The sequence below is a fragment of the Providencia sp. PROV040 genome (genome assembly GCF_032706145.1).
Taxonomy (GTDB): domain Bacteria; phylum Pseudomonadota; class Gammaproteobacteria; order Enterobacterales; family Enterobacteriaceae; genus Providencia; species Providencia hangzhouensis.
In genome coordinates, this window is record NZ_CP120530.1 from 2,745,833 (window position 1) to 2,768,064 (window position 22,232).

Annotated in this window: 16 protein-coding genes and 3 tRNA genes; 9 read left to right on the forward strand and 10 right to left on the reverse strand. The window is 40.7% G+C overall.

Features of this window, described 5'->3' with window-relative positions; all coding sequences use genetic code 11:
* The first annotated feature begins 36 nt into the window (after positions 1 to 36).
* The 6 genes from P3L40_RS12595 to P3L40_RS12620 all read left to right on the forward strand — a co-directional run bounded on the left by P3L40_RS12595 (position 37) and on the right by P3L40_RS12620 (position 4,352).
* Positions 37 to 1,410, forward strand: a complete 1,374-nt coding sequence (locus tag P3L40_RS12595; protein ID WP_094961762.1) for an MATE family efflux transporter — start codon at positions 37 to 39, stop codon at positions 1,408 to 1,410.
* Positions 1,411 to 1,568: 158 nt separating this feature from the next.
* Positions 1,569 to 1,645: transfer RNA gene (locus P3L40_RS12600), tRNA-Val, on the forward strand.
* Between the two features lie 30 nt (positions 1,646 to 1,675).
* Positions 1,676 to 1,752 (forward strand) — tRNA-Val (locus P3L40_RS12605).
* A gap of 30 nt (positions 1,753 to 1,782) precedes the next feature.
* Positions 1,783 to 1,859, forward strand: a tRNA-Val gene (locus P3L40_RS12610).
* Between the two features lie 418 nt (positions 1,860 to 2,277).
* Complete coding sequence (pykF, locus tag P3L40_RS12615) at positions 2,278 to 3,690, forward strand: pyruvate kinase PykF (protein WP_110591618.1); 1,413 nt, start codon at positions 2,278 to 2,280, stop codon at positions 3,688 to 3,690.
* Between the two features lie 425 nt (positions 3,691 to 4,115).
* Positions 4,116 to 4,352, forward strand: a complete 237-nt coding sequence (locus P3L40_RS12620; RefSeq protein WP_004263789.1) for a major outer membrane lipoprotein — start codon at positions 4,116 to 4,118, stop codon at positions 4,350 to 4,352.
* Between the two features lie 96 nt (positions 4,353 to 4,448).
* On the opposite strand, the gene P3L40_RS12625 is transcribed toward P3L40_RS12620, so the two are convergent.
* From P3L40_RS12625 to P3L40_RS12665, 9 genes are all read right to left on the reverse strand, one after another.
* The gene (locus P3L40_RS12625; RefSeq protein WP_094961761.1) at positions 4,449 to 5,513 is read right to left on the reverse strand and encodes a L,D-transpeptidase family protein; all 1,065 of its coding nucleotides are present in this window, start codon (positions 5,511 to 5,513) and stop codon (positions 4,449 to 4,451) included.
* A 228-nt stretch (positions 5,514 to 5,741) separates the two neighbouring features.
* Positions 5,742 to 6,158 (reverse strand): cysteine desulfuration protein SufE, encoded by a 417-nt coding sequence (sufE, locus tag P3L40_RS12630; RefSeq protein WP_096863970.1) that lies wholly within the window; start codon positions 6,156 to 6,158, stop codon positions 5,742 to 5,744.
* 33 nt (positions 6,159 to 6,191) lie between these two features.
* The gene (sufS, locus tag P3L40_RS12635) at positions 6,192 to 7,430 is read right to left on the reverse strand and encodes a cysteine desulfurase SufS (RefSeq protein ID WP_094961760.1); all 1,239 of its coding nucleotides are present in this window, start codon (positions 7,428 to 7,430) and stop codon (positions 6,192 to 6,194) included.
* Between the two features lie 5 nt (positions 7,431 to 7,435).
* Positions 7,436 to 8,743, reverse strand: a complete 1,308-nt coding sequence (gene sufD, locus P3L40_RS12640; protein WP_110591616.1) for a Fe-S cluster assembly protein SufD — start codon at positions 8,741 to 8,743, stop codon at positions 7,436 to 7,438.
* On the reverse strand, positions 8,718 to 9,464 hold the full coding sequence (gene sufC / locus P3L40_RS12645) for a Fe-S cluster assembly ATPase SufC (RefSeq protein ID WP_196731572.1): 747 nt from the start codon (positions 9,462 to 9,464) through the stop codon (positions 8,718 to 8,720). Before sufC ends, sufD begins: the two co-directional genes overlap by 26 nt.
* Before the next feature lie 45 nt (positions 9,465 to 9,509).
* Positions 9,510 to 11,009: a Fe-S cluster assembly protein SufB gene (gene sufB, locus P3L40_RS12650; RefSeq protein WP_004263774.1), complete on the reverse strand. Its 1,500-nt coding sequence runs from the start codon at positions 11,007 to 11,009 to the stop codon at positions 9,510 to 9,512.
* A gap of 16 nt (positions 11,010 to 11,025) precedes the next feature.
* Entirely contained in the window at positions 11,026 to 11,394 is a 369-nt protein-coding gene (gene sufA / locus P3L40_RS12655) for a Fe-S cluster assembly scaffold SufA (RefSeq protein ID WP_004263773.1), read from the reverse strand.
* A 410-nt stretch (positions 11,395 to 11,804) separates the two neighbouring features.
* Positions 11,805 to 12,221, reverse strand: coding sequence for a 1,4-dihydroxy-2-naphthoyl-CoA hydrolase (menI, locus tag P3L40_RS12660; RefSeq protein ID WP_004263771.1), 417 nt, complete (start codon positions 12,219 to 12,221; stop codon positions 11,805 to 11,807).
* Positions 12,221 to 15,274, reverse strand: coding sequence for an FAD-binding and (Fe-S)-binding domain-containing protein (locus tag P3L40_RS12665; RefSeq protein ID WP_004263769.1), 3,054 nt, complete (start codon positions 15,272 to 15,274; stop codon positions 12,221 to 12,223). Before P3L40_RS12665 ends, menI begins: the two co-directional genes overlap by 1 nt.
* A gap of 256 nt (positions 15,275 to 15,530) precedes the next feature.
* Here P3L40_RS12665 and ydiK point away from each other — a divergent pair, with 256 nt between their 5' ends.
* On the forward strand, positions 15,531 to 16,646 hold the full coding sequence (ydiK, locus tag P3L40_RS12670; protein ID WP_004263767.1) for an AI-2E family transporter YdiK: 1,116 nt from the start codon (positions 15,531 to 15,533) through the stop codon (positions 16,644 to 16,646).
* Positions 16,647 to 17,353: 707 nt separating this feature from the next.
* Here the strand turns inward: ydiK and ppsA are convergent.
* Entirely contained in the window at positions 17,354 to 19,732 is a 2,379-nt protein-coding gene (ppsA, locus tag P3L40_RS12675; protein WP_004263765.1) for a phosphoenolpyruvate synthase, read from the reverse strand.
* A gap of 261 nt (positions 19,733 to 19,993) precedes the next feature.
* Between ppsA and P3L40_RS12680 the strand changes: the two genes are divergently transcribed.
* Both P3L40_RS12680 and P3L40_RS12685 read left to right on the forward strand, forming a co-directional pair.
* Positions 19,994 to 20,857, forward strand: coding sequence for a pyruvate, water dikinase regulatory protein (locus tag P3L40_RS12680; protein ID WP_004263762.1), 864 nt, complete (start codon positions 19,994 to 19,996; stop codon positions 20,855 to 20,857).
* Between the two features lie 123 nt (positions 20,858 to 20,980).
* Positions 20,981 to 22,030: a 3-deoxy-7-phosphoheptulonate synthase gene (locus tag P3L40_RS12685; protein WP_004263759.1), complete on the forward strand. Its 1,050-nt coding sequence runs from the start codon at positions 20,981 to 20,983 to the stop codon at positions 22,028 to 22,030.
* The last annotated feature ends 202 nt before the right edge of the window (positions 22,031 to 22,232 follow it).

The following is a 22,232-nucleotide window of genomic DNA, read 5'->3' on the forward strand; positions in this document are numbered from 1 at the left end:
TTTTCTCTTACTTGCTTTTATTACAAAGGTGTATGCGTGCAGAAATATTTTACAGAAGCGCGTAGCTTGTTGGCACTTGGTATTCCTATCGTTTTAGCTCAATTTTCACAAACTGCAATGGGGTTTGTGGATACGGTTATGGCTGGAAGTGTTAGTGAAATTGAGATGTCCGCAGTTGCAGTTGGGTTTTCCATCTGGCTGCCAGCTATTCTTTTTGGCCAAGGAATTTTGATGGCATTAACCCCAATCGTTGCACAAATGAATGGGTCAGGCCGTCGCAACCTAATAGGCGACCAAATTCAACAAGGTCTATGGTTAGCGCTACTTTTAGCCTTAGGCATTATGTGCCTTCTTTATAACAGTCAGCTTATTATTAGCAATATGCCCCATATTGATAAAGAATTGGCAGATAAATCTGTCCGTTTTTTACATGCCATTATGTGGGGAGCACCAGGCTACTTATTTTACCAAGTATATCGTAGCCAATGTGAAGGGCTTTCAAAAACCAAGCCGGGGATGGTGATTGGTTTTCTTGGCCTAATGATTAATATTCCTATTAACTATATCTTTATTTATGGTCACTTTGGTGCACCTGCTTTAGGTGGTGTGGGTTGTGGTGTCGCCACTGCATCAGTGTATTGGGCTATGTGTCTGATGATGAGATGGTATGTGAAACGTGCTACTGCGCAGCGTGATATTCGCCCTACACTCTCTTTCACATCGCCAAATCCATTAATCTTAAAGCGAATTATCGTGTTAGGTACGCCTATTGGTCTGGCACTTTTCTTTGAAGTCACTTTATTTGCTGTCGTTGCACTGCTAGTCGCCCCATTAGGGGTTGTTGCAGTAGCTGGTCACCAAGTTGCGTTGAATTTCAGTTCTGTGATGTTTATGTTCCCATTATCATTAGGAATAGCAGCAACCATTCGCGTAGGTTATAACTTAGGACAGAAATCGACTGAAGCTGCTAAAGTTTCATCTTATACTGGTATTACTGTTGGCTTAATGGTCGCTTGTTTTACTGCAGTTCTCACCGCCGTTTTCCGTGAGCCGATTGCAATGATGTATAACAAAAACCCAGAGGTCGTTGTTTTAGCAAGCAGCTTAATGTTATACGCCGCTATTTATCAGCTGTCAGATTCTGTGCAAGTTATAGGTGCCGGAATTTTACGTGGTTATAAAGATACGCGTTCCATTTTCTTTATTACCTTCACCGCATATTGGTTACTTGGCTTGCCTTCTGGTTATATTTTAGCGTTAACTGATTTCATCGCACCGGCTATGGGGCCTAAAGGCTTCTGGATTGGCTTCATTATTGGTTTAAGTGCTGCTGCAATAGGAATGGCTACACGAATTATATGGATCCATAAGCAGACAGAAGATGTTGTTTTACTTCGCTCAGCTCGCTAATTGACGGTTTTTTAAGCTTTTTATTATGGGAGAAGATGTATTTCGCACCAGATAGTTTTAAATACGAACAAACTATCGCGAAAATACATTTTCCCCTTGCCAGATGAACTTCATAACGTTAATATTCATCCCCGTTGTCACCTAGATATCTTTTAGATGCGTCCGTAGCTCAGTTGGTTAGAGCACCACCTTGACATGGTGGGGGTCGGTAGTTCGAGTCTACTCGGACGCACCATTTCTAGTGAACACAATGTTAATTTTCAGCGCGTCCGTAGCTCAGTTGGTTAGAGCACCACCTTGACATGGTGGGGGTCGGTAGTTCGAGTCTACTCGGACGCACCATTTCAAATTAACACAATCAAATTTTCCAGTGCGTCCGTAGCTCAGTTGGTTAGAGCACCACCTTGACATGGTGGGGGTCGGTAGTTCGAGTCTACTCGGACGCACCATTTTATTTATCTCCCTGCTACCTAAAATTTCTCTTGATTGTCTATTATTATTCCCTTAATTTGTTGCGCAACAAATTAACTTCCTTAATTTTAAATGAATTTTTGATCTGAATGGTCTCTTCTCTCAATTTAGTAAAATTTGATTTGTCTCACAGTTTTTTGTTGTCTATAATACTCACGCTGGCTGAAAGGTTTCACCAGTAGTAAATCAATACGTTAGCTTTAATTGAATTTGTCATCTACACTATAATAAGAAACAAAATGTGACAAATTTAAGTGTAATAATGCATTAAACACCAGACTGTCGCCTATTCTTATAAATGAGTTGCGCAACAAAATTTACCATGCGTACGATTTATAAAATGTACTAAGCATCGGCGACAATACCGATTTCCTTTATAACATTAGATAGACTGCCATGAAAAAAACCAAAATTGTTTGTACTATCGGTCCAAAAACCGAATCAGAAGAAAAACTGACTCAACTTCTTGATGCTGGCATGAATGTCATGCGCCTCAACTTTTCTCACGGTGACTATGAAGAACATGGTCAACGAATCAAAAACCTTCGTTCTGTTTGTGCCAAAACCGGCAAACAAGCAGCTATTCTGCTAGATACCAAAGGCCCTGAAATTCGCACCATGAAATTGGAAGGTGGTAACGATGTTTCACTCGTTGCGGGTCAAACTTTTACATTTACTACCGATACCTCTGTTGTAGGCAATAAAGATAAAGTTGCCGTGACCTACGCAGGCTTAACTTCAGATTTAAAAGTTGGCAATACCGTATTAGTTGATGATGGCTTAATTGGCATGAAAGTGACTAATGTCACTGCAACTGAAGTCGTTTGTGAAGTTTTAAATAACGGTGACCTCGGAGAGAAAAAAGGGGTTAACCTGCCAGGCGTTTCTATTGGCTTACCTGCATTAGCAGAAAAAGATAAAGAAGATTTAGTTTTTGGTTGCCAACAAGGTGTTGATTTTGTTGCTGCTTCATTTATTCGTAAACGCTCAGATGTCGAAGAAATTCGAGCTCACCTGAAAAAACATGGTGGTGAGAACATCCAAATCATTTCTAAAATTGAAAACCAAGAAGGTTTGAATAATTTTGATGAGATTTTAGAAGCCTCTGACGGCATCATGGTTGCTCGCGGTGACTTAGGGGTCGAAATCCCGGTTGAAGAAGTTATTTTCGCCCAAAAAATGATGATTGAAAAATGTGTTGCTGCGCGTAAAGTCGTGATTACTGCTACACAAATGTTAGATTCAATGATCAAAAACCCACGTCCTACTCGTGCAGAAGCGGGTGACGTAGCCAATGCTATTTTGGATGGTACTGATGCAGTTATGCTTTCAGGTGAAAGTGCGAAAGGTAAATACCCTGTAGAAGCCGTAACTATTATGGCGACTATCTGTGAGCGTACTGACCGCATCATGCAAACTCGTATCGATAATCAAAAACCAAGCCAACGCCTACGTGTCACTGAGGCTGTATGTCGTGGTGCAGTGGAAATGTCTGAAAAATTAGATGTTCCACTAATCGTTGTAGCAACCTACGGCGGTAAGTCTGCTAAGTCTGTTCGTAAATATTTCCCTACTGCACCAATCCTCGCGTTAACGACTAATGAAGAAACTGCACGTCAGTTATTGTTAGTAAAAGGTGTGATCCCAATGATAGTTGGTGGATTTACATCTACAGATGACTTTTATCGTGAAGGTAAACGCGCAGCTCTAGAAAGTGGATTAGCGGTTCCTGGTGATGCTGTTGTGATGGTTTCCGGTGCGTTAGTACAAAGCGGTACAACCAATACCTCTTCAGTTCACGTGCTGTAATTAAATTTTATTTGTCTTTTAAAAGGCCGATAGAGATCACTTCAAGATCACTTCATCTATCGGCTTTTTAATTTAAATTTAACATATAGTGCTGCCCTGATGTAACTATTCATTTATTTCATTTTCTCTAGTAAATATCTTATTGCTATTTAAGCGTAATATCATAAAACGCACTCAAATTGGTCAAATAACAACCTTCATTGATCTTAATTTAAATTTTTCTTCTTTTTCCTAGTACTAAATATAAAGTATTTCTAGCAAAACTTTATATTTAGTACTAGCATAAGACATAGTAAGTGCCATACCCTAATTTTCATTAGGTTGTTTTAAAGGGATATAGCAAGCTGTAAATAACAGTCTTAGCTCTATTGTTTGGTGACTTGCTTTTTATATTTTCAAGATAAATCAATCTAGAGGGTAAAATAATGATTCGTACTAAAATTGTACTGGGCTCTATCGTATTAGCTTCAGCATTACTAGCGGGTTGTTCTAACAGCACTGAAGTGCAAAAACTCTCTTCAGACGTACAAACTCTGAATGGTAAAGTTGATCAACTGAGCAACGACGTTCAGTCTCTGCGTTCTGACGTACAGACAGCTCAAGAAGAAGCAGCACGTGCTAACCAACGTTTAGACAACCAAGTTCGTACTTACAAAAAATAAGTTAGATTTGGTCGTTGTCTAGTTGAAACGGCGCTTCTTTGAAGCTAATAGTATTTATGAGGGCCTATGAAAATAGGCCCTTATTATTTGGAGTAGTTATTCAACTACAGAGGAAGAGCGATATTTAGTAGGAAGCACTGCGCTGACTTTATGGTCATAGATAGGCTGTGGCTGTGAAATAGTAAAAGGTTCAATAGGCACTAACCCTTCGTGCTGCGTTTCAGAGTCTGAAGAACTATTACCCTGATCATTATTCACACGCACAGGCATCCCAGAACGCCTTGCTAGCTCTTTTTCTACTAAAGCCTTATCAACCCCTTCATTTTCCAGAAAACGCTTGAAATCGTCAGTCAGTTTGATTGGCATTGTTTGTGGGTCATCATTATTTGTCCGAGATAATGGCTGATGCACCTCAATGTAATAACTGCCATCAGTTTCTTTGGAGTATTTTACAGGCTGATCAATAACTTGGACACGAGTTCCTTTTGGTACTGTCTTGAATAACGCTTCAATATCATCAGGACGTAAACGAATACAACCGGAGCTCACCCGCATACCAATACCAAAATCTGCATTAGTACCGTGGATCAGATATTCACCACGCCCATATGCTAGTCGTAATGCATACAAACCCATTGGGTTTTCAGGACCTGCTGGAACGACTGCAGGAAGCGTTATACCTTCTTTAGCATAATTTTTACGGATGTTCGCCGTTGGCGTCCATGTTGGGTCTTTAATTGATTGGCTTACTGAAGTTACCATTTCAGGTGTATCACGACCTAATTGGCCAATACCTATAGGGTAAACAATCACTTCTTCGCTGTTCGCCGGATAATAATATAAACGCAGCTCTGCTAAGTTAATCACAATTCCGGTTCTTGGCGTTGACGGTAACAACATTTGTGCTGGAATGATAAGCTCTTTTCCAGCTTCAGGAAGATACGGGTCCGTTCCAGGGTTTGCTTCAAGCATGCCTAGTAGCCCAATTTGGTGCTCACTGGCAATGGCTTCCAGTGGACGCCCGTCATTGGGTACGATATACGTGTAATTTTCCCCGATAAGTCGAGTGTTACTGTCAGGTAATGGATATTCTTTTGCTTGAGCTGGAGCCAATAAGGCGCTCATGACAAACAAACTTGCCACCGTCAAAACTCTTTTCATACCTACTCCAAGGAAAATAATGTTCTTACAATAATTCAATGATTATTGTTCATAATAGCAACTATCTCTCATATCTTTAATACTAAATAAATATTTTTATTAAGTATTAATATGGAAGTAGTCTTTTTATGATAACTAAATACGATGACTTTAATGAATTGCTCGGATAAAGAATAATACCCAAGAAGTAAAATATAAGAGAGGGAGCATAACGCTCCCTCGGTAAGATTATACTAATTGTGCCGCTCGCGATAAAATTGTGCGGATCATCGCATTCAAACCTTGAGTACGTGAAGGTGTTAAATGCTGCTCTAATGCTAATTGTTCAAAAAATGACTTCACATCGAGTGCTAATATTTGTTGCGCTGTTTTACCTTGAAAAAGAATAATAACAATTGCAACTAGCCCTTTAACGATGGCTGCATCGCTATCACCTGCAAACGTAATTGTACCGTCCGCTTGTTTTTGCATATCAATCCACACTTGGCTTTGGCATCCAGCGATTAAATTATTATCGCTTCTTTGTACCTCAGAGAGTTCAGGTAAACGCCCCCCTAGCTCTATCATATAGAGGTAACGCTCCTCCCAGTCCTGACAGCGAGAGAAATTACGTAATAACTTACTTTCATCGGGTAATGCGGGCATGCTCAGTTCCTTTACCATCTGTTTCTTATGTGCTTAGCCTAACAATTTTTTGATGCGCTGTAACGCATTGCATAAAGAATCGATTTCTTCTTTAGTGGTGTATATCCCTACAGAAGCGCGGCACATAGCGGGAACTTGGTAATGTTCCATTAATGGTAAAGCACAATGATGCCCAGTACGGATTGCAATGCCATACCTGTCAAGGAAAGACCCAACATCATAAGCATGGTGCTTGCCTAAATTGAAAGCCAGAACACCTTCCCGTTGGTCATTGCCATATAATATAACTGAAGGTATTTCTTGCAATTTCTTAGAAGCATAAGCCATCACTTCAGCTTCATGAGCAAATACATCAGATAAATTTAGTGCATTTAAATAATCAAATGCCGCCCCTAAACCAATAATTGCGCTTACATTCGGTGTTCCCGCTTCAAAGCGCCAAGGTGCGTCAGCAAAAGTGATCCCTTTGGTCAGGCTGACTTGGCGGATCATCGCCCCACCACCTTCCCATGGTGGCATCATATCCAAAATAGCTTTTTTACCATAAAGGATACCAATACCCGTCGGGCCATATAGCTTGTGACCTGAAAACACATAGAAATCACAGTCTAAAGCTTGTACATCAACCTGCTGATGCATTGCACCTTGCGCACCATCGACCAATACCGTGATTTCACCGCCTTTTGAGGCAGCAATTGCTCGTGCTTGCTTGATTATCTCCTGTACGGGATTAACTGTTCCCAATACATTAGAGATATGTGTAAAGCTCAATAATCGCGTACGTGAATCAATGACATCATTTAATACCTCTAACTGTAGCCTACCATCATCAGAAATTGGGATAACTCGGATTTCAAAACCAATTTCTTCAGCTAACATATACCAAGGTACAATATTCGCATGATGTTCCATTTCAGTGATGACAATATTGTCCCCTTCATGGAAATACTTTCGACCAAAACTATTTGCTACCAGGTTAATACCTTCCGTTGTGCCTTTAACAAACACAATTTCTTCATTTGAAGCTGCGTGAATGAAAGCGGCCGCTTTTTGACGAACCTCTTCCATCATTGTTGTAGCATTTGCGCTGAGAGTATGTATACCGCGGTGAACCGCGGCATATTGATGCAGCGTAAACTCACTTTCTTTTTCAATGACTTGCAAAGGCTTTTGTGCACTTGCTGCACTATCCAAATAGACTAATGGATGATTATTGACAGACTGAGATAAGGCAGGGAAATCCTGCCTGACTGAAGCGACATTGAATAGCATGGGGATTAAACCTCCGCTAAGCGCTGGCGGATGTTTGCCATCACAGCGTGTTTTAACTCTTCCGATTCAATAGATTCTGTAAGTTCTGCAGCAAATGCGATGATAATCATATGTTTTGCTGCTTTACCCTCAATGCCTCTTGAACGCAGATAAAACAGTTGTTCGTCATCAATACGGCCGACCGTTGCACCGTGACCACACTTTACGTCGTCCGCATAAATCTCAAGCTGAGGTTTAGTATCAATTTCAGCTTTTTCACCTAACAACAACGTATTGTTAGTCATCTGACCATCTGTTTTTAATGCATTCGGCGCTACTTTAATCATGCCATTAAAGACAGCTTTACTGCTATCCATCGCAATGACTTTATGTAGTTGGCGGCTATTACAGTAACCCTTATTGTGCTCCAAATACGTACGAGTATCTGCAATTTCATTGCCTTTAGGCAGCAATAAACTGTTAAGTTCAAATTCTGTATTTTCACCATCAAGGCGAGCACTGGTATGGTTTCGCGTTAATAATGCGCCAAGTAAAAAGCTCGTACTTTTCACCCGACTATCACGCCCAATAACAATATCATTGTGAGCAAAATGCTGAGCCTGACCATTTTCAATATTTAACTTAAAGTGACTAAAATCTGCATTATCACCGACTTCAACCGTTAAACGGCTGCCCGTCATGTGCATTTGGTCATTCAAACTGACATAATGCTCAATCACTTGAGCTTTGCTGTTCGCATCTAACGTTAAATGGTAGCGATACTGGCTAATATTCGTAGCCTGTTTATCGCTGCTACCCGTTGAAATATTCAGCAGATACAATGGTTTCTCTGCTATTTTATTTGCAGCAAGATGAACAACTAACGGTTGTACCGCCAAGCTTTCTGTTAAATGCAAGAAAATCTCGCTATTTACAGGCGAAGGAAGCAAGTCTTGGTTATCAAGCAAAGACACTTGGAATGGCCCCATATCAATGGAGCTTAGTGCTGAACTATAGCGCCCATCAATTAAAACAAGGCGATAGGCGTCAATCGGCAGAGCCAATGCTTCACAGTCTTTTGCTTCAACATCGCTATCACTAAAACGATATTGAGCCTCAAGTACCGTATTTAATGGTGTATAGTGCCAATCTTCATGGCGAAACGCAGGCAAGCCAACTTGTTTTGCCATTTCCCAATGCGTTTTAGCATGTTGAGAATTCACACCGTGTCGTTGCTCAAACAATTCAGAAAAACGTGACATTGCTTGCTCATTGAGCTTTGCAACTTCAGCACGTTTTTGTGCTCTTTCACTGTTGGTCAATAAGCCAGCCATAACCCTGCTCCTCCAGTTTTTTCGCTAAACTGAAATCACCTGATTTGATGATTTTCCCTTGATATAACACGTGGACAAAGTCAGGCTTTACATAATCCAAAATACGTTGATAGTGGGTTACGATAATAAATGAACGTTCAGGCGAACGTAATGAATTCACACCGTTAGCCACAATTTTCAGCGCATCAATATCTAAACCGGAGTCAGTTTCATCAAGAATACACAATTGAGGCTCTAGAGCTGCCATCTGCAGGATATCGTTACGTTTTTTCTCACCACCGGAAAAACCCACGTTAACAGAACGAGCAAGTAAATCTTCTGGCATTTCTAATAATTTGATTTTATCTTCAATAAAATCTTGGAAATCAAAACGATCTAATGCTTCTTGCTGGCGATATTCTCTGACCGCATTAACGGCGGTTTGTAAGAAAAATTGGTTACTGACCCCTGGAATTTCAACAGGGTATTGGAATGCGAGGAAAACGCCTTCCCCTGCACGCTCTTCTGGATCTAATTCAAACAGGTTTTTACCTTTAAACGTCACTTCACCGCTATCAATTTCATACTCTTCGCGGCCAGCAAGTGTGGCTGATAATGTACTTTTACCAGAGCCATTTGGGCCCATGATGGCGTGAACTTCCCCTGGTTTTACTTCCAGAGATAACCCTTTTAAAATCTCATTACCTTCTACACTCACGTGTAAATCTTTAACACTTAACATATTTACATGCCTTTAGCGCTTTAGCGCAAATAAACTCGATTAGAATCAGCCAACGCTGTGCTCTAAGCTGATTGCCAGTAATTTTTGTGCTTCTACGGCAAATTCTAATGGAAGCTCCGAGAACACATCTTTACAGAAACCATTTACAATCATTGATATCGCATCGTCTTCGCTGATACCACGTTGTAAACAGTAAAATAACTGGTCTTCTCCAATACGTGAGGTTGTCGCTTCATGTTCGAGCTGTGCCGTATTATTTTTAACTTCCACATACGGGAAAGTATGTGCACCGCACTGTGTACCAATTAACATAGAGTCACATTGGGTAAAGTTACGAGCATTATGTGCACTTGGTAAAATTTTCACTAAACCGCGATAACTGTTTTGGCTCTTACCTGCTGAAATACCCTTAGAAATAATCGTTGAACGGGTGTTTTTCCCGATATGGATCATTTTCGTTCCGGTATCTGCTTGCTGATTACCATTTGTTAATGCAACAGAGAAAAACTCACCGACAGAGTTATCCCCTTTAAGGATAACGCTTGGGTATTTCCATGTGATGGCAGAGCCAGTTTCTGACTGCGTCCATGACATTTTTGAATTTTCACCTTCACACAATGCACGCTTAGTCACAAAGTTCAGGATCCCACCGGCTTCGCTATCTCCACCGGAGAACCAGTTTTGGACAGTCGAATATTTAACTTCGGCATCTTTATGAATAATCACTTCAACAACCGCCGCATGGAGCTGATAGCTATCACGAACAGGCGCAGAACACCCTTCGATATAACTGACATAGCTACCTTCATCGGCAATTAAAATCGTACGCTCAAACTGGCCTGTTTTGGCTGCGTTGATCCTAAAATAAGTTGATAGCTCCATTGGGCAATGTACGCCTTTTGGTACATACACAAACGTACCATCTGAAGCTACCGCCGCATTTAATGCCGCAAAAAAGTTATCATGGCTCGAAACGACTGACCCGAGATATTTCTGCACCAGTTCAGGGTACTCTTGAATAGCCTCACTGAACGAACAAAAAATAACCCCATGTTTGGCTAAGTCATCACGGTAAGTTGTAGATACCGAGACCGAGTCAAAAATGGCGTCAACCGCAACAGCCTTCCCTTCACGTACAGGAACACCCAATTGGTTAAAAGCTTCTTCAACTTCAGCCGTTAAATAATTATTGGTTTCCGCTACACCTGTGCCTTGGGTTGCACCAGATTGCGAACCACAGGTATCATCACATGAGCCACAAGATGGCGCAGAATAATAGCTATAGTCTTGATAATCGAGATTTGGGTAATTCGCTTTAAGCCAATGAGGTTCTTCCATGCCTTTCCAGTGATTAAAGGCATCAAGACGGAATTGGAGCATCCACTCAGGCTCATTACGTTTTGCTGAAATTGCGCGGATCACATCTTCGTTGATGCCTTTCGCCATTTCATCAGTCGCGACTTCGGTAAAGAAGCCTTCTTTATAACGCTGGTCATCAAGCCAGCTTTGAACATCATCGCCAACTTCTACATTGCTCTGTGACATAATCTGACTTCACATGTTAAACGCCGAAGCTTTCACCACACCCACAGGCATGTTGGGCTTTCGGGTTATTGAATTTGAAAATTTGATTCAGCCCTTCTTGGACAAAATCAACGACTGTGCCATCAATAAATGGCATTGCTTCTTTTGGCACATAAAGATGTGCGCCATCGAGTTCAAATAACAGGTGTTGCTCTGTTGGGTTTTCGATCATTTCAAATACATAACCAAAACCCGCGCAGCCGGACTGTTTTACGCCAAGTGAAAGCCCTTTAGTGTTTGGGTTTTGCACCATCAATTTTTTGATTTGTTTTGCAGCGCTTTGTGTCAGGCTAACTCCCTGCCAATTGTTTTCATCAAATGAAAATGTCTCTACACCGTCAGTCATATTGACCCCACATTTCTTATGGCTTTTCAGCCTGTTATCAGGAGATTAACTCTGCCTACCCTATGGTAATGATTAGCTAATTGACTTCAACCATTTGTTTTAAGAGGTTATAGCTATTTTAGCTCTTTTCTTGCTCACTATCAGGTTAAAAAACAAGCAACCCCCTAGTAAAATAAGATTAACCCATTGATAAATAATGAATAAGTAGAGTTGTGTTTTTTATTCAAATTTGTACTAAATAATACACTTAAATGACACAAATTAATAAAGATGCATTTATTATACAACTTAATTAACTTGATAAAAAATGAATTTATAGAAAGAATGGCCATATAACCATACAAGAATAAGGGTTTTATAGGGTGTTCTGGCATTTAATTAGCCAAAAAACCCTATATATAGAATGGTTATTATTCAAATAATACCGCAGTTGTCAGGCGAGAAGTACAACACAATTTGCCTTGTTCATTGAAAATTTCAATATTCCACACTTGCTGGCGACGTCCTAAATGAATAGGCTTACAAATACCTTTTACAACCCCTGAGCGAGCAGCACGAACATGATTTGCATTGATTTCCAACCCGACCACCTTTTGTTCCCCTTCCGAGCACATATAACCCGCAATTGAACCCAAGGATTCGGCTAACACAACAGAAGCACCGCCATGCAATAACCCAAAAGGCTGTTTGGTACGATGATCGACAGGCATTATTCCCTCTAAATAATCATCTCCAATTGCCGTGATTTCAATGCCAAGATGCCCTAACATGCAGGTTTTTGACATTTCAGTGAGTTGTTGCAAATTAAATTGACGTTTCCAAATCATTAAACTATCTCCAACAGTGCTTGAATCGGATGTTTTATCGATACATTTTCCATTCGCTTAACTTGGCTACGGCAAGAATAACCTGAACTTAAACAGCGATCTTTTGGCAAAGAAGACATCGCGCCTTTCCACGATAAATCATAAATTCCTTTTGAATTTTGAAGATTGGCCACTTCGTGCCCATAAGTCCCTGCCATGCCACAACAGCCAACACTAACATTATTTAATGTTTGCCCAAAGCGAGCAAATAACGCTGCCCATTGATTCGCACTATTAGGTAAAGCCGTTGATTCCGTACAATGACCGAAAAAATACCATGGTTGTGTCGAAGCCACTTGCACATTGTGTGGTTCAGGCAATGTCATTAACCACTCATGCGCCAACATCACCGTAAATTGGCACTGTTCTTTACCTAAAATTTCATGGTATTCATCGCGATAACAAAGTACCAGTGCAGGGTCAACACCGACCATTGGTAACTGTAATTTTGCCACTCGATTTAAAAAGTCCGCTGTCTTGCGAGCTGTTTTAGCAAATTTCGCTAAAAAACCTTTGATGTGTTGCGCTTTTCCATTCGGTGAAAACGGTAACAATACAGGTTTAAGACCTAACTTTTCAATTAAGCGGACAAAATCTGCCACCACTTTGGCATCGTAATAGCTAGTGAAAGGGTCTTGAACCACCAGCACATATTTTTCACGCTGTGAATCCGCCATACTTTCAAGTTGTTCAAGCGTAACAGAAACCGCGGCATGGCCTGAAAGTTCTTGTTTTAATGTGGGTTGAGAAAATAACGGTAAATCCACCATACCAATGGTGTGTTGGCTCAGTTTTTGCACCACCGGTTGACGTAAAAAGAAATTAAATACGCTAGGTACCTTGGAAAGTATTGGTGCACTCGCTTCGACGTTTGCAACAATATGGTCCCGAATAGGTCGCAAATAACGCCCATGATACAATGCTAAAAATTTAGCTCTAAATGATGGCACATCAATTTTAATCGGGCATTGTGTTGAGCAGGCTTTACAGGCGAGGCACCCAGCCATTGAAGCTTTCACTTCATGAGAAAAATCATAATCCCCTTGCTTCGCACGCCAAGTATTACGGGTTTTCTCGATTAAGCCTCTTAATGAAGGCTGGTTGTGCGTAATTCCTTTTTCAAGGTGTTCTGGTGTAACGCCTTGTTCCGCTAGCAACCTTAACCATTCACGAACAAGTGTTGCACGGCCTTTCGGAGAATGGACTCGTTGACCACTCACCTTCATCGATGGGCACATTGGGCTCTTTACATCAAAATTGAAACACAGCCCATTGCCATTACACTCCATAGCACCACGGAACTCTTGGCGCATTTGGACTGGAATTTGCCGGTCATACGTTCCTCGCTTGATGTCATCAACCTGCTTCATCGGTGCATCCAACCCCGCAGGTGGGCAAATTTTACCTGGATTCAAACGGTTATCGGGGTCAAATGCCGCTTTAATATTCCGAAGCTCACCGTATAATACATCGCCAAAAAATTCAGGACTATATTGCGCACGGAAACCTTTCCCATGTTCCCCCCACAAAAGCCCACCGTATTTAGCGGTTAATGCCACAATTTCATCAGAAATTTGTTTCATCAATACTTCTTGCTGCGGATCACACATATCAAGCGCAGGACGGACATGTAATACCCCTGCGTCCACGTGACCAAACATGCCATAATTCAAGTTGTGACTGTCTAATAATGCACGGAATTCCACTATATAATCAGCAAGATGCTCAGGAGGAACACAAGTATCCTCAACAAACGGAATTGGCTTTGCAGCCCCCTTGCTGTTCCCTAACAGCCCAACTGCTTTTTTACGCATGTTATAAATGCGCGTAATATCTTCAAGGTCATGACAGGTTTGATAACCAATCACGCCGGCTTGGTTATTCGCCATTAACTCATCAAGCCGCTGACAAAGGCTTTCAGTTAATTGGTTAATTTCCGCTTCATCATCACCACTAAACTCAACAATATTCAGCCCCAACATTTCCTTATTTGGAATGTCAGTAATCAATGCTTTAACTGAGTGCCAAACAATATCTTCACGCGCTAAATTCAATACTTTCGAGTCAACTGTTTCAACAGACAAGGCTTTTGCATCAACCATAAAAGGTGCATTACGCAATGCGGACTCAAAAGAGTCATATTTGACGTTTACTAAGCGGCGTACTTTTGGCAAAGGTGTGATATCAAGCGTCGCCTCGGTAATAAAGGCTAAAGACCCTTCAGACCCAGTCAAGATACGGGTAAGGTCAAATTCTGTTAGTTCATCATTAAATACATGACGTAAATCATACCCTGTCAGGAAACGATTTAACTTGGGAAATTTTTCTTCAATTAATGGACGTTGCTCTAAACAGCGTTCTAATACTGTTTTATATATACGCCCCACTGTTGAATCTTCTGACGCAATCGTTTGGGCGAGTTCGATAGGCATAGCACGTGTATCTAGGCATTCTCCACCTAACACCATGGCTTTAACGCCTAACACGTGATCAGAGGTTTTACCATATACTAATGAGCCTTGACCAGATGCGTCAGTGTTGATCATTCCACCTAATGTTGCTCGGTTGCTGGTAGATAGCTCCGGCGAAAAAAAATAACCGTAAGGTTTGAGGTATTGATTTAATTGGTCTTTGATGACCCCAGCCTCAACTTTAACCCAACCTTGCTCTGGGTTTATTTCTAAAATCCTATTCATATAACGGGACATATCCACAACAATCCCTTCAGTTAAGGATTGCCCATTAGTTCCCGTCCCACCACCCCGAGGTGTAAAGCTGAGCTCACGAAATTTCGCTTGCCCCGCAAGCCGAGTGATAATTTGTACATCTGCACTCGAACGCGGAAATACAACCGCTTGGGGTAATAGTTGGTAAATACTATTATCTGTTGCCATGGATAAACGCTCAGCATAGCTGGTGCCGTTATCCCCAGTAAAACCCTGTTCTTGTAGCTCATGCAAGAACTCAATAACTAGATGACTAAGATGAGGAGCTTCTGATATACGCGGGATCATTATTAACGATGACTCTTGTTGTTTAGTGTTCGCATTACTCGTTATGTACTATCTTTATTTTAAGTTGCACAATAGTGTCTTAGGTCTATGATGGGTTACCTTCACAGCCTGTAAAGACAGCACAGCCGCTGATGACATTGTCATTATGAACCATATCACAATATTGTTTTTTTTAACCGTGAAAAAAAATTACGTTATTTTCACCTAAAAATTTGCCACAGACACAGAATTTTCATTTGTAAAGGACCAGTCATTAATGGAAAAATCGCAAAAACGCTTGGATCTTCCCAAACTTATTTTCGGCCTATTATCCATCGTTTTAATGATAGCAGCCTGCTTTTGGGTACTTAATCCATTTATTCTTGGCTTTGTATGGGCTGGAATGATGGTAATTGCTACTTGGCCACTATTATTAAGACTGGAAGCTCGCTTATGGCATAAGCGCTGGTTAGCTACATTGGTGATGGTTCTTCTTATATTACTGCTGTTCGTTATTCCATTGGGTATTCTAATTGGCAGTATCATTGAAAATAGCACACCACTTATTGATTTAGCTAAATCACCATCAAGCCTAACGCTGCCTGATTTAGAATGGCTAAATACTATCCCGATGGTAGGTGAAAAAATTTACTATGCATGGCATAGCTTAGTTGCCAGTGGGGGTAATGCTTTACTTGCCAAAATTCAACCCTACTTTGGCCAAGCTGCTGGCTGGTTTGCTACACAGGCCATTAGCGCAGGAAGATTTGTTTTTCACTTGATGCTAATGCTGCTATTTAGTGGCTTGCTCTACCTTAAAGGCGAATCTGTCATGGTTAGCATCCGTCACTTTGCGGTCCGTCTCGCAGGGATCCGTGGGGATGCTGCCGTCGTGTTAGCGGCACAATCTATTCGAGCTGTTGCCCTTGGTGTCGTCGTCACCGCGCTAATTCAAGCCATCGTCGGAGGAATTGGACTTGCCTTGTCGGGTATTGGTTATGCGGCCATCTTAACTGTCTTGTTGTTTATATGCTGTGTGGCGCAATTGGGGCCTCTACTCATCATGGTGCCATCCGTCATTTGGCTATTTTGGACAGGTGATACGACATGGGGAATTATTCTTGCTATATGGGCCGCCGTTGTTGCCACTATGGATGGCGTTCTTCGCCCATGGCTCATTAAAATGGGGGCTGACTTACCAATGGTTCTGATCCTTGTTGGTGTTATTGGTGGAATTTTATCATTTGGCATGATTGGTTTGTTTATTGGCCCTGTTGTATTAGCCGTTTCATATAGCTTATTAAAAGCTTGGATGAATGAGGTTGCAGTTCCAAGTGAAGACTTAACAGAAACTGAAAAATTTCTAGAAGAAGAGTTTTCGATTAAAAAGTAGTACGTAGTTGATTAGTAGCAGGCATGTTCAAGCAAGACATGCCTGCTAACTTAATAAGTATTGCTCCATTAATATTTAGAAACAATATTTAACATTCTAACGTTAGTATTTAGTCTAATTTATGTTAACATAAATCTATTGAATTAATTCTCTTTAAGTAACAATGAGTAATATTAATATTGAGAGTGTTCTTAATGATTGTATAATATGAATAGTTTAATATTCTATTATTGAATCATATGGATATAAAAAGCTATGCCCCTCCCTTTTTAGGCGTCGCTTTATTTAACTGAATTGCTGTGTGTAGTCTTTGCCTGTCAGCCCATGATAGGCTTTTTTTTTATCTTCATTTAATATGAATATTATTCATATCGTAATCAGAACATCACTTTATAATTATTGATTAATATCAATTTTTGACATAACTAGCAGTTTTCATACTCCTTTAGCGTTATATAATTAAATAAATTTCGTTATTTCTATTTAAGGTATATTTTCTGCCCAAACTAAATACACAAAATAAGAGTAATTATATTCTTTTTTTATTTATACCTAAAAAGTATTATATGAATATTTATTTAGAACTGTTTGCTATCAACCTATTAATAATAGTATTAATCAATTTCTGTAATAGGTAATTTTAATCAAATAAATGCGAAGGCTGAATGTTATTCACATTCAGCCTTGATGATTAAAAAACGAGATAACTATTGATTCTCAGCTATCGTCAGCCATGTTTGTACCACGGTATCTGGATTCAAAGATAAACTATCAATACCTTCATCTACCAGCCATTGAGCAAAATCTTGATGGTCGGATGGCCCTTGACCACAAATACCTACATATTTGTTTTGTCGTTTTGCAGCCTGTATAGCCATAGATAACATGGCTTTTACCGCATCGTTTCGTTCATCAAATAACTCAGAAACAACACCAGAATCCCTATCAAGACCTAATGTTAACTGAGTCATATCATTCGAACCGATAGAGAAACCGTCGAAATGTTCGAGGAATTGATCTGCCAGTAAAGCATTTGATGGAATTTCGCACATCATAATGACTTTTAGACCGTTTTCACCACGTTTCAAATCATGTTTAGCCAGCTCAGCAACTACAGACTCAGCTTGTGCAACTGTCCGCACAAATGGGATCATAACTTCAACATTCGTTAACCCCATAGTGTTGCGAACACGTTTAACCGCTTCGCATTCCAATGCAAAACAGGCACGGAAGCTGTCAGATACATAGCGCCCTGCACCACGGAAACCTAACATTGGATTTTCTTCTTCAGGTTCATAAATATCCCCACCGACTAAGTTGGCATATTCATTAGACTTGAAGTCAGATAAACGGACAATAACGCGTTTTGGCCAGAAAGCAGCGGCTAGAGTAGAAATCCCTTCAGTTAATTTACCGACATAAAATTCAATCGGGTCATCATAGCCCGCCATCATTTGGCGAATTTCTGCTTGTAACTCAGGAGATTGCTGATCAAATTCCAGTAATGCCCTTGGGTGAACACCAATCATACGATTGATGATAAACTCAAGTCTAGCTAGACCCACGCCTTCATTAGGTAAGCAAGCAAAATCAAATGCACGGTCAGGGTTACCGACATTCATCATGATTTTGACATCTAGATTTGGCATATCACTCACTTCAGAACTGTGAATTTCAAACGCCAGTTTACCTTCGTACACAAAACCCGTATCACCTTCTGAACAAGAAACTGTCACTTCTTGGCCTTCTTGCAAACGGTCAGTCGCATCACCACACCCCACAACCGCAGGAATGCCTAATTCACGAGCGATAATCGCAGCATGGCATGTACGTCCACCACGATTCGTAACAATCGCAGCGGCTTTTTTCATGATAGGCTCCCAATCAGGGTCTGTCATATCGGTAACGAGTACATCACCCACTTGAATTCTATCCATTTCACTCAAGTTATGTATGACTTTAACAGCCCCAGAGCCAATACGATGACCGATTGCACGTCCTTCAACTAAAACTTGTCCTTGTTGTTTTAATTGATAACGCTCCATCACTTGTTGATTAGAGCGAACGGTTTCTGGCCTTGCTTGGACAATATACAAACGCCCATTATGACCATCTTTTGCCCACTCAATATCCATTGGGCGACCGTAGTGCTTTTCAATCTGTATAGCTTGGCGTGCAAGCTCTTCCACTTCGAGATCAGTTAAAGAGAAACGATTGCGTAGTGCTTCTGGCACATCTTCAATTTGTACTTGTTTACCGTGCTCTTTACTGTTGGCGTACACCATTTGTAATTTTTTAGAGCCCAGGGTACGGCGCACAATTGCAGGACGGTTATTGGCTAACGTTGGTTTATGGACATAAAACTCGTCTGGATTCACGGCGCCTTGCACCACCATCTCACCTAAACCATACGCAGAGGTAATAAATACGACTTGGTCGAAGCCCGATTCAGTATCAATCGTAAACATAACACCCGATGAGGCTAAATCTGAACGTACCATGCGTTGAACGCCCGCGGACAGTGCTACACCGCGGTGGTCATAACCTTGGTGAACACGATATGAAATCGCACGGTCATTAAACAATGAAGCAAAAACGTGTTTAATCGCAACTAATACAGCGTCAATTCCTTGAACGTTAAGGAATGTTTCCTGTTGCCCTGCAAACGAAGCGTCAGGCATGTCCTCAGCAGTTGCCGATGAGCGGACAGCAAATGAAGCTTCCGCTTCACCTTCTGACAGTTGTGCGAAAGCATCACGAATATCTTGTTCCAACTCCTTCGTCAATGGTGTATCAATCACCCATTGACGGATCTGAGCACCTGCTACAGCCAGTTGGTTCACATCATCAATATCCGTTTCATCTAGCAGGTTATAAATACGTTGATTTACACCGCTCTGCTCCAGAAAATCATTAAACGCCTGTGCGGTTGTCGCGAAACCGTTAGGTACGGATACTCCCAGATCAGATAAGTTAGTGATCATTTCACCGAGAGAAGCATTTTTGCCCCCGACACGGTCAACATCATTCATCCCTAATTGGTTATACCAAAGTACATTACACGGAGTGAGGCCATTTGTGGACATTGAAAGCGATCCTTTTATAGCAATTTAGTGACAGAGTACAAATCGTAAAAAATCTCGTTGGCGAAATTTCGCCTCGTGAAATAGACTAGCACAGACGCTAAGAGAAGATGGACTGGTGAATCGTTCCATCACTGAAGAAAACTTTTTTGTTCTAAAAATCGTTCAAAAAATGGCTATAGTTTCCCCTATAAACTAATTTTTAAACTTTAAACAAAGATAATATTTCCCAATATCCAGTGATAAATACAATAGAGACGAATAATGATGAGCGAATTAGGAGCAATGAATAATATGGTAAGCCAAGTTCAACGTACTGTTTTTTTTATTTCTGATGGAACAGCGATAACCGCTGAAACTTTGGGGCACGCCGTACTTTCTCAATTTCCTCTGTCATTTATTTCTTATACTCTGCCGTTTGTAACAAGCGAAGCTCGTGCACATGAAATTAAGCAAAAAATAGATATTATCTTCGAAGAAACCCAGTTGCGTCCTTTAGTGTTCTATTCGATTATCTCCCCTGAAGTTAAGCAAATCATTACCCAGAGTGCAGGTTTTTGCCAAGATATCGTCCAAAGTCTAGTCGCCCCAATTCAGAAGGAAGTCGGCCTAGAACCTGAGCCAAAACTCAACCGAACCCATGGCCTATCTATGCAAAATATGAATCAATATGATGCACGTATAGCTGCTATTGAATACACACTGGCTCACGACGATGGGATTTCTTTACGAAATTTAGACCAAGCTCAAGTGATACTAATTGGTGTTTCACGTTGTGGCAAAACGCCAACAAGCCTCTACTTAGCGATGCAATTTGGTATCCAAGCGGCAAATTACCCATTTACGGCTGATGATATGGATAATTTACAATTACCTGCAGCATTACGCCCATATACACATAAATTGTTTGGTTTAACTATTAGCCCTGAACGGCTAGCAGCTATCCGCGAAGAGCGCCGTGAAAATAGCCGTTATGCATCCATAAGGCAATGTCGTATTGAGATAGCTGAAGTGGAAGCTTTATTTAGACAAAATAAAATCAACTACTTAAATACAACTAACTATTCTGTTGAAGAAATTTCAGCAAAAGTGATTGATACCATGGGCTTACAAAGACGAATCTTTTAATGAATACAAATAAAAAAAATATTCATTCCTGCTAAGTTGGAGGTTGAAATTAAGCCATATTCGTTTATTGTGATCTTAATCACTTATAGGGCATATGCCTATTAAAGTTCTTTGAGAAAGAAAATGCACAAAACTGATGAATTACGTACTGCGAGAGTGGACAGCTTAATTACCCCACAAACTCTTGCTGATGAGTTTCCTATTTCCCAAAAAGTCGCTGAAAACGTGACAGCGTCACGAAAACGCATAGAACAGATATTATCCGGCCAAGACCCACGTTTACTGGTCATTGTCGGCCCTTGTTCCATTCATGACATTGATGCCGCTATTGAATACGCTAAAAAACTAAATGTGTTAAGAGAGCGTCATCAAGACCGTTTAGAAATCGTCATGCGAACTTACTTTGAAAAACCACGTACTGTCGTTGGTTGGAAAGGGTTAATTTCTGACCCTAACCTCGATAATTCTTGCCAAGTCAACACTGGTATCCGGTTAGCTCGTAAATTATTGATTGAAGTTAACCAGTTAGGGTTAGCCACGGCAACCGAATTCCTTGATATGGTCACGGGCCAATATATTGCCGATCTCATTAGTTGGGGAGCAATTGGCGCTCGCACAACAGAAAGCCAAATTCACCGTGAAATGGCATCCGCATTGTCCTGTCCGGTAGGTTTCAAAAATGGCACCGACGGCAATATTAATATTGCTATTGATGCGATAAGAGCTGCAAAGGCGCAGCATATGTTTTTATCGCCGGATAAGAATGGCCAAATGACCATTTACCAAACCAGTGGTAACCCGCATGGCCATATCATTATGCGTGGCGGTAAACAGCCTAATTACACAGCTGGTGACTTAGCCGCAGCTTGCGATAAACTACGTAAATTTGAATTACCAGAGCATTTAGTGGTCGATTTCAGCCATGGTAATTGCCAAAAAATTCATCGTCGCCAACTCGAAGTTGCACGAGATATTGCGGAGCAAATAAAAGATGGCTCGACCGCTATCAGTGGAGTGATGGCAGAAAGCTTCTTAGTTGAAGGCACACAAAAAGTGGTTTCTGACCAACCGTTAGTTTATGGCCAATCTATTACCGACCCATGTCTTGGCTGGGAAGATACCGAACAACTTATTGAAATTCTTGCTCAAGCTGTTGAGTCACGCTTTAAATAAGCCAAATCATTCCAATTTTTTTATTATGAGCCCTTTAGTGAACATAGAAACTAAAGGGCTTTTATATTTACAAAAAAAATAATTATCATTTAATGCATAATTAAACAATATAATAATCTAATTAATAAAATAAATACAGAATTTTAATCCAAAAAATCCTTGACCCACCTCGCACCAACGATAATAATTCTCACTACAAACT

Coding starts and splice junctions, on each gene's coding strand:
- pykF (WP_110591618.1), top strand. CDS start 2,278: ATGAAAAAAACCAAAATTGTTTGTACTATCGGTCCAAAAACCGAATCA.
- P3L40_RS12620 (WP_004263789.1), top strand. CDS start 4,116: ATGATTCGTACTAAAATTGTACTGGGCTCTATCGTATTAGCTTCAGCA.
- P3L40_RS12625 (WP_094961761.1), bottom strand. CDS start 5,513: ATGAAAAGAGTTTTGACGGTGGCAAGTTTGTTTGTCATGAGCGCCTTA.
- sufE (WP_096863970.1), bottom strand. CDS start 6,158: ATGCCCGCATTACCCGATGAAAGTAAGTTATTACGTAATTTCTCTCGC.
- sufS (WP_094961760.1), bottom strand. CDS start 7,430: ATGCTATTCAATGTCGCTTCAGTCAGGCAGGATTTCCCTGCCTTATCT.
- sufD (WP_110591616.1), bottom strand. CDS start 8,743: ATGGCTGGCTTATTGACCAACAGTGAAAGAGCACAAAAACGTGCTGAA.
- sufC (WP_196731572.1), bottom strand. CDS start 9,464: ATGTTAAGTGTTAAAGATTTACACGTGAGTGTAGAAGGTAATGAGATT.
- sufB (WP_004263774.1), bottom strand. CDS start 11,009: ATGTCACAGAGCAATGTAGAAGTTGGCGATGATGTTCAAAGCTGGCTT.
- sufA (WP_004263773.1), bottom strand. CDS start 11,394: ATGACTGACGGTGTAGAGACATTTTCATTTGATGAAAACAATTGGCAG.
- menI (WP_004263771.1), bottom strand. CDS start 12,221: ATGATTTGGAAACGTCAATTTAATTTGCAACAACTCACTGAAATGTCA.
- P3L40_RS12665 (WP_004263769.1), bottom strand. CDS start 15,274: ATGATCCCGCGTATATCAGAAGCTCCTCATCTTAGTCATCTAGTTATT.
- ydiK (WP_004263767.1), top strand. CDS start 15,531: ATGGAAAAATCGCAAAAACGCTTGGATCTTCCCAAACTTATTTTCGGC.
- ppsA (WP_004263765.1), bottom strand. CDS start 19,732: ATGTCCACAAATGGCCTCACTCCGTGTAATGTACTTTGGTATAACCAA.
- P3L40_RS12680 (WP_004263762.1), top strand. CDS start 19,994: ATGATGAGCGAATTAGGAGCAATGAATAATATGGTAAGCCAAGTTCAA.
- P3L40_RS12685 (WP_004263759.1), top strand. CDS start 20,981: ATGCACAAAACTGATGAATTACGTACTGCGAGAGTGGACAGCTTAATT.